The organism is Pseudomonas sp. Colony2 (assembly GCF_019382755.1).
GTDB lineage: Bacteria > Pseudomonadota > Gammaproteobacteria > Pseudomonadales > Pseudomonadaceae > Aquipseudomonas.
Genome location: NZ_CP080030.1, coordinates 2,670,727 through 2,677,936 on the forward strand (window position 1 = coordinate 2,670,727; position 7,210 = coordinate 2,677,936).

General features: G+C 60.9%; 9 protein-coding genes. 7 read left to right on the forward strand and 2 right to left on the reverse strand.

Annotated elements, in window-relative coordinates:
• Positions 1–716: 716 nt before the first annotated feature.
• Positions 717–1,238 carry a DUF3087 family protein gene (locus JV201_RS10685; RefSeq protein ID WP_219406876.1) on the reverse strand — a complete coding sequence of 174 codons (522 nt, stop codon included), beginning with the start codon at positions 1,236–1,238 and terminating at the stop codon, positions 717–719.
• Positions 1,239–1,391: 153 nt separating this feature from the next.
• On the opposite strand from JV201_RS10685, the gene JV201_RS10690 reads away from it, so the two are divergent.
• Together JV201_RS10690 and JV201_RS10695 are read left to right on the forward strand one after the other, a co-directional pair.
• Positions 1,392–1,565, forward strand: coding sequence for a hypothetical protein (locus JV201_RS10690; RefSeq protein WP_003210891.1), 174 nt, complete (start codon positions 1,392–1,394; stop codon positions 1,563–1,565).
• 24 nt (positions 1,566–1,589) lie between these two features.
• Positions 1,590–1,784: a DUF6021 family protein gene (locus JV201_RS10695; RefSeq protein WP_003210890.1), complete on the forward strand. Its 195-nt coding sequence runs from the start codon at positions 1,590–1,592 to the stop codon at positions 1,782–1,784.
• Between the two features lie 35 nt (positions 1,785–1,819).
• Here the strand turns inward: JV201_RS10695 and JV201_RS10700 are convergent, their stop codons facing one another.
• Positions 1,820–2,065, reverse strand: a complete 246-nt coding sequence (locus JV201_RS10700; protein WP_023658994.1) for a DUF6555 family protein — start codon at positions 2,063–2,065, stop codon at positions 1,820–1,822.
• A 158-nt stretch (positions 2,066–2,223) separates the two neighbouring features.
• Between JV201_RS10700 and JV201_RS10705 the strand changes: the two genes are divergently transcribed.
• The 5 genes from JV201_RS10705 (at position 2,224) to JV201_RS10725 (ending at position 7,209) form a co-directional block, all read left to right on the forward strand.
• Positions 2,224–3,054: an arylamine N-acetyltransferase gene (locus tag JV201_RS10705; RefSeq protein ID WP_219406877.1), complete on the forward strand. Its 831-nt coding sequence runs from the start codon at positions 2,224–2,226 to the stop codon at positions 3,052–3,054.
• Between the two features lie 123 nt (positions 3,055–3,177).
• A complete protein-coding gene (locus tag JV201_RS10710; RefSeq protein WP_003210885.1) occupies positions 3,178–3,930 on the forward strand; it encodes an outer membrane beta-barrel protein in 753 nt (250 codons plus the stop codon).
• A 236-nt stretch (positions 3,931–4,166) separates the two neighbouring features.
• Positions 4,167–4,535 (forward strand): cytochrome c5 family protein, encoded by a 369-nt coding sequence (locus tag JV201_RS10715; RefSeq protein WP_003219191.1) that lies wholly within the window; start codon positions 4,167–4,169, stop codon positions 4,533–4,535.
• 77 nt (positions 4,536–4,612) lie between these two features.
• The gene (locus tag JV201_RS10720) at positions 4,613–5,941 is read left to right on the forward strand and encodes a D-arabinono-1,4-lactone oxidase (protein WP_173883077.1); all 1,329 of its coding nucleotides are present in this window, start codon (positions 4,613–4,615) and stop codon (positions 5,939–5,941) included.
• A gap of 59 nt (positions 5,942–6,000) precedes the next feature.
• Positions 6,001–7,209 carry a DSD1 family PLP-dependent enzyme gene (locus JV201_RS10725; RefSeq protein WP_177022924.1) on the forward strand — a complete coding sequence of 403 codons (1,209 nt, stop codon included), beginning with the start codon at positions 6,001–6,003 and terminating at the stop codon, positions 7,207–7,209.
• Position 7,210: the final 1 nt, after the last annotated feature.

Sequence of the window (7,210 nt, forward strand, 5' to 3'; positions counted from 1 at the left end):
GCTCGGCATGCCCGCACTCCGGCCCGGTTCCGCGGGCCGCCGCGACGGGCCATCCATGGCCCGGCGCGGCTAAATCGGCATCCTTGCCGATTTACCCGCTCCACCGTGCCTACTTGCGGCCATCGTGGTTGACGGGGCYCGCAGATCAAAATCAAAAGCAARAGCACGGCGGCCTGAAAGCCGACCTGAGTGTTAAAAGCCAGATCAAAAGCCAAAGCGAAAACCGATCTGCTTTTCTGTGGGAGCGGGCTTGCTCGCGAAAAACCTGAGAGCGCCGCGTTGAATCAGGATGCCCGCGTCATCGTTAACGACCTTCGCGAGCAAGCCCGCTCCCACATTTTTGACCGTGCCCGCTTTAGATTTTGATTTGGCTTTTGCTCTTCAACACTCAAGCCGGCCGGGAGGCCGCTGTGCTGTTGATCTGCTTTTGATCTTAGGCGCCCCGTTAAACCACGCTGGCCGAACGCAGGCTTTGGGGCGTGGGTAACCCGGCAGGACGCCGGGTTAGCCGTCCTGGGCCAGGGATGGCCCATGACGGCGGCCCACGGTCCAAAGCCGGAGTGAGGGCACTCCGAGCCTAGGCGAGGAGCCGAGTGGTGGGGCAAGAGCGTTTTGCTTACTTTTGACTGGGCCGGCATTCCGGCTGTTCAAAAGTGAGCCGCTGTAAGAGCGGAACCMATMTCAGCCATCACCCAAATAACGGATATGCCCCCCAATCAGCGAGCCTTCACAGCCTCAACCCACCCCGGATCCAACCGCGTCTGGTCAGGCTCAATCCCCAACCCCCGCATCTTCTCCAGATGCTCATCACCCTCCCGCACCAACTGCGCCTGAGAACTCGAATTGGCGTCCAGTTCGTGCATCTGCATCAACCCAAGGTGATAAAACCGCAGCAACTTGATCGCCACCGGATCATTCGCCTTCACCCCGTCAGTCACCTTGTGCATCACATTCGTCACACTCATCAGGCTGCGCTTGAGCTGCCACCCATACACCGCCGGCGCGAACCAGGCCTGGTTCCAGAACGGCCCCCGCACCAGCCCTACGGTAATCAACACCCCGGCAAACACCCCGCCCACATTAAAGCGAAAATTATCCCCCCCAGGCTCACCAAACAGCATCACCGCCAGGCTGGAAAGCACCATCGCCAACACCACAAACAACCCCGCGACTATCAACGTACTGCGTCGCGTCTGCTGGCGAAAAACAATCGGGTCGCACGGTTTGAGCTCAAACATCCAGGGTCAGTCTCCATGGCACAAGTAGGGTTATAACGCCGGCCAGCATCTTCTCATGCTTCACCCGTCGGAGTGACGGTAATCAGGTTGAACGATGGATCAGCGCAATTTCTCTAACCCCTGTAGGCAACCGACCCCCAAGTGAGGTGAACCATGACCCGGTACCAGCAACAGCCGCCCGGCACACCCAACCCCGACCGCACCCCCGGCGAAGAGGAACGTGACAACGACGCCCTGCGCCCCAACGACCCGGCCGAACGGCAAGACGAAGAAGAGCAGGTCGAGGAAGACCTGGAAAACCTGCACGACAAGGCCCGCCCGCTGTAGACCCGGCGCGCCAAGGAGGTAGTTATGACTAATCGTACAAGCGGCCCGCATTCATCCGAGCATTCCAGCGGCAAGGACGAATTGGGTTTCGACCCCGATTCCCCGGACGTCGCAGACCCACAGGTCGACCCGGTAGGCCCCGCCATTGCCCCGTTGGACAAGCCAGAAAAAACCGGCAAGAAGCCGGCCTATGATCCCCTCGGTGATCTGAAAAAGTGAAACAAGCCCCGCCGTCGTGCGGGGCTTTTTATTCCTCAACCAAGCCGTTTCGGGGCTGTCCATGTCACCTCGGTGATGCCGAACTTCTCCGCCCAGGGACGAGTGGTCTTTTTCACCCGCTCGTGGCCCGGCCGGCCTATCCGCCCCACGTGGGCAATGTCGGCGTCAACGGCCGCCCAATGCCACGCTTCGGCGTTGTTCATGACCTCGGCACGCACCACAAAGGTTTTTGGTTCGCCGTGTAGCAAGTAGTGGATGGTGTAGATCATTGCGGTACTCATGATGCCTCCCTGTCTTGTAGTGAATGGATATAAATCAGTTCAGAAAGGTTCAGAAAGTTTGTGCATCTGAGGGCTTGCATTTGATTCAACCCACAATTGGCAAATAACCGCCGTCAGGGTATTAGTGGTGCTTTCGCCACCGACTCCAGGATTGCGTCATGCCAGAGCTGACCCACAGCCGCCTCTACCTGCAACGTCTGGGCTACGACACGCCGCCTCCGCCCACCCTGCAAACCTTGCAGGATCTGCAGTTGCGCCATGTCAGCACCTTCGCGTTTGAAAGCCTGTCGACCCTGCTGCACGCACCGGTGCCGATCGATTTGCCGAGCGTCGAACAAAAAGTCCTGTTCGACGGCCGTGGTGGTTATTGCTACGAGCTGAACCAGCTGTTCCTGGCCTTGTTGCAGGAGTTGGGCTTCGAGGCGCGGGGCATTACCGGCCGTGTGGTGATGGGGGGGCCACCCGATGCACTGACGGCGCGCACCCATCGGCTGAGCCTGGTGACCCTGGACGGCGTGCGTTACATCAGTGATGTCGGCTTTGGTGGCATGGTGCCCACCAGTCCCTTGCAACTGGACACCGATGCCACCCAGGCCACCGCCCATGAACCCTATCGCCTGAGCCTGGAGGAGGGCAGCTACACCTTGTGGGCGCAGGTCGCCGGTGAGTGGCGCGGCTTGTATGTGTTCGACCTGCAGGTGCAGTCACACTTCGACTACGAGATCGGTAACTGGTACGTCTCCACCTACCCGGATTCGCCGTTCCTCGGCCAGCTGAAAGTCGCACTGATTGGCCCGGGATTTCGCCGCACGCTGAACAACGGCCAGTACGCGATTCACTACTTGGACCGGGCCAGCGAAAAGCGTGCAATCGAGGACGTCGAAGAGTTGCTGAACCTGTTGCAGGCCAGCTTTGGCATTCGCCTGCCGGCGCATCCGCAGTTGCGGTCAATTCTCGGTCGTTTGCTGGCTCCCGTCCAAGACGCTTGATATAGAGCCTTCGCTGAACCGTTTTACCTCGAAAAAGGTGCAAATTAATTCGAACCTTTCGCCAAAACGAGGGTTCGAAGCGTTTCCTGAATAATTTGCCACCTGCAATGGAGACGTAAAACGATGTCCAAACTATTCGGAAAGATCCTCAAGAATTCCTCGGTCCTGGCCTTGATCGCGGCACCTGGTGTGGTGTTCGCCGCAGCGCCGACCGACCCGATTTCCACCTTCGGGATCCTCGGCAGCTACAACGACTTCAAACTCGAAGGCGGTAGCCAAAGCGACAAGGACCACATGCCTGAAGCCGGCCTGTTCTATAACTTCGGCAACAAGCTGACGGCTGAATCCGGCTTTATCTACCAGGCCGGTATCGAAGCCAAGTACGGCGAGAAGAGCGACAACAAGCTCAAGGAAGGCCAGGCCGACCTCGACCTCGGCTGGCGTGCCGCGCTGGATGCGCGCAACTTCGTCGACGTGCTGGTGGGTGGCGGCTACAGCTGGACCCGCTACGAGCCGGACTCGGGCGACTACGACATGAAACTCACCAACAAATCGCCGTTCGCCAAGGCGGCCCTGGGCTACAACCACCAGTTCGACGACATGACCATGCGTGTTGAACTGGGCGCCCGCCATACCATCGACGGCCGCGCCAAGCTCAAGGTCGACGGCATCGGCAGCGACACCGTGGACCTCAAGGACCGCACCAACCCGTACGCCGAAGTCAGCCTGCTGATGAACCAGAAAGGCGATCTGCCAGTGATGGCGGGCCTGTACTACACCCGCACCGAGTACAAGCTCGATGACGATTCGTATGTGGCCGACAACACCAAGCTCAAGCGTGACGAGTACGGGTTCAAGGTCGGTATAGCCTTCTAAGCCCACCTCGATTCTAACGGTGGGAGCGGGCTTGCTCGCGAATGCGGTGTATCAGTTAAAAATTTTATGACTGACACACCGCATTCGCGAGCAAGCCCGCTCCCACATTTGATCGGCGTTGCGGCTCAATCAACTGTCCGCCCAAGCCCCCCTTTCTGTCCCCCAATACCCTCAACGCCGCGCCCTGGCTGCCTTAGTGTGGATCACGCTTTCACACAATAAGAGAGAAGGTGGCTATGCGGGCAATCAACCCCCGTCGCATCAGTCTGCTGCTGGCCGTGACCTGCCTGCTGACAGCCTGTGGCGACAAACCGAAACATCCCCCCGAACGTGCCACGGCGGCCAATGCCATGCCGAGCGACGCAGCCCTGGCCCAGGTCTACGACACCAGTTGCAAGCTGTGCCACGCCAACCCGGCCTCCGGTGCGCCGCTGACCGGTGACGGCCCGGCCTGGAGCCCGCGCATCGCCCAGGGCCCGGACACCCTGCTGGACCACACCATCAACGGCTACAACGGCATGCCCCCGATGGGGATGTGCGTGCAGTGCTCCGAAGAGCAATTCCTGGGGCTGATCAGCTTTATGTCGGGTCAACACATCCAATAAGAATAACGGGGTAGGCGATGGGGCTTTCACGGCGAGAATTATTGCAGCGCGGCGCGGTAGCCGGCGCGTTCATGGCATTGACCAGTAACCCGGTGCTGGCCCAGTTGGCCCGGGCACCGCGGCTGATTCCCTGGCGCAATTGGTCGGGGGCGCAAACCTGTCTGCCCCTGGCGCGGCTGGCGCCGAAGAACCTTGATGAACTGGTGCAGGTCATCGGCCAGGCACCGGGCAAGGTGCGGCCGGTGGGCTCGGGCCATTCGTTCAGTGCCCTGGTGCCCACCGACGGCACGTTGCTGTCCCTGAGTTACTTCAATGGCCTGCTGGATCACGACCCGCAAACCGTGCAGGCCACCTTCGCCGCCGGCACGCCGATGTCGCGCATGGGCCAGGCCTTGAAAGACGTCGGGCAGGCGCTGCCGAACATGGCGGATATCGACTACCAGACCCTGGCCGGGGCGATCTCCACTTCCACTCATGGCACCGGTGTGGGCTTCACCTCATATTCCGGTTGCGTCACCGGCCTGCAACTGGTGACCGCCCAGGGTGAGGTGCTGGAATGCGACGCCAAGCGCCACCCCGAGGTGTTCAGTGCCGCGCGGGTGTCCCTCGGGGCCCTCGGCGTGGCCACCCAGGTCCGCCTGCAAAACCGCGCACCGTACCGCCTGAGGGAGCGCCAGTGGATCGCCAAGACTGAAGAACTGCTGGAGGACGTGGCTAAGAACACCCGGGAAAACCAGCACTGGGAAATGCTCGTGGTGACCCATTCCGACTACGCCCTGTCCATCGCCCTGAACGAAACCACCGACCCCGAAACCCCGCCCATCGACCCGGCGGAGGCGGGCGGCAACGAGTTTGTATCGATCATCGAGAAACTCGACAAATACGGCAGCGATTTCCCCGAGGCCCGGCGTACCTTGCTCAACAGCCTGCGCTTTTTTGCCAGCTTCGATGACCGCGTGGCCGAGTCGTTCCAGGTGTACGCCAACGTGCGCAACGTGCGTTTCAACGAGATGGAATATTCGGTGCCCGCCGAGCACGGACCGGCATGCCTGCGGGAAATCCTCAAGCTGATCAACGACAAGGACCTGCGCACCTGGTTTCCCATCGAGTACCGCTACGTCAAGGCCGATGACATTCCGCTGAGCATGTTCGAGGGCCGCGACAGCTGTTCGATTTCCGTGCACCAGCACTACACCATGGACCACCACAACTTCTTCGCCGCCGTAGAACCGATCTTCTGGAAATACGCCGGTCGCCCGCACTGGGGCAAGTTGCACACCCTCAATGCGCGCACTTTGCAGCCGCTGTATCCGCGCTGGGAGGAATTTACCCGAGTGCGCCGCGAGCTGGACCCCAGCGGCAAATTCCTCAATGCGCACCTGTCGTCTATTCTGGGAGTGGCCTGATGAACCGCAGACATTTCATGCTCGGCACCGGCGTGTTGCTGGTGGGTGGTGCCATCTTGCTGAGGCCGGGCGACCGGGGCAGCCCTTACACCGAGTATTTCCGCAGCCTCAACCAGGAGCTCAAGGCCCATGGGCCGATGCGCCCGGTGATGCTGATCGACCTCGATCGCCTGGACCACAACATCGACGTGGTGATGCAGTCGGTGCAGCGCGGCGGCAAACACCTGCGGCTGGTGGAGAAATCCCTGCCGTCGCCGGGGCTGCTGGCGTACATCGCCAAGCGAGCCGGCACCCAGCGCCTGATGTCGTTTCACCAGCCATTTCTGAACCACGACGCCCAGGTCTTTCCCGATGCGGACATCCTGCTGGGCAAGCCGTTGCCGGTGCGTTCCGCCGAGTTGTTTTACCAAACCCACAAGGGCCCGTTCGATCCGTCCCGGCAGCTGCAATGGCTGCTGGACACCCCCGAGCGCCTGCAACAATACCTGGCGCTGGCCCAGGGGCTGGGCACCAAACTGCGGGTGAATATTGAACTGGATGTAGGCCTGCATCGCGGCGGCATCAGCGACAACGCGGTACTGGGGCAAATGCTCACGCTGATCAGCGCTCATCCGCAGCAGCTGGAATTCAGCGGGTTCATGGGCTACGACCCGTTCGTGGGCATGGGCGTGCCGGGGATTCTCGGCTCGCCCCAGGACCTGTTCGACAAAGTCATGCAGCGCTACAACGGCTATGTGGATTACACCCGCCAGCACTTTGCGCCGCTGTGGCGCGACGGGCTGACGTTGAATACGGCAGGCAGCCCGAGCTATCGCATTCACGAGCAGGAGAAGCTCAGCAGCGAGGTGTCGGTGGGCACGGCGTTGCTCAAGCCGACGCACTATGACTTGCCGTCGCTGAGCGAGCATGTGCCGGCGGCCTATATCGCCACGCCCGTGTTGAAAAGCACCGGGCCGGTGGACATTCCGGCGCTGGACGGCAAGTCGCGGTTGTTCTCGTGGTGGGATGCGAATCAGCGCGCCACGTTCTTTATTTATGGGGGCAACTGGATGGCGGAGTTTGAATCGCCCAGGGGCTTGCAGAGCAATGACCTGTACGGGCGCAGCTCCAATCAGGAGATGGTCAATGGTTCGCCCAAGGTGGGGCTGAACGTGGAAGACCAGGTGTTCCTGCGCCCGACCCAGAGTGAGTTTGTGCTGCTGCAGTTCGGCGATTTGCTGGCAGTACGGGGCGGGAAAATCGTCGATACCTGGCCGGTCTACACCTGAC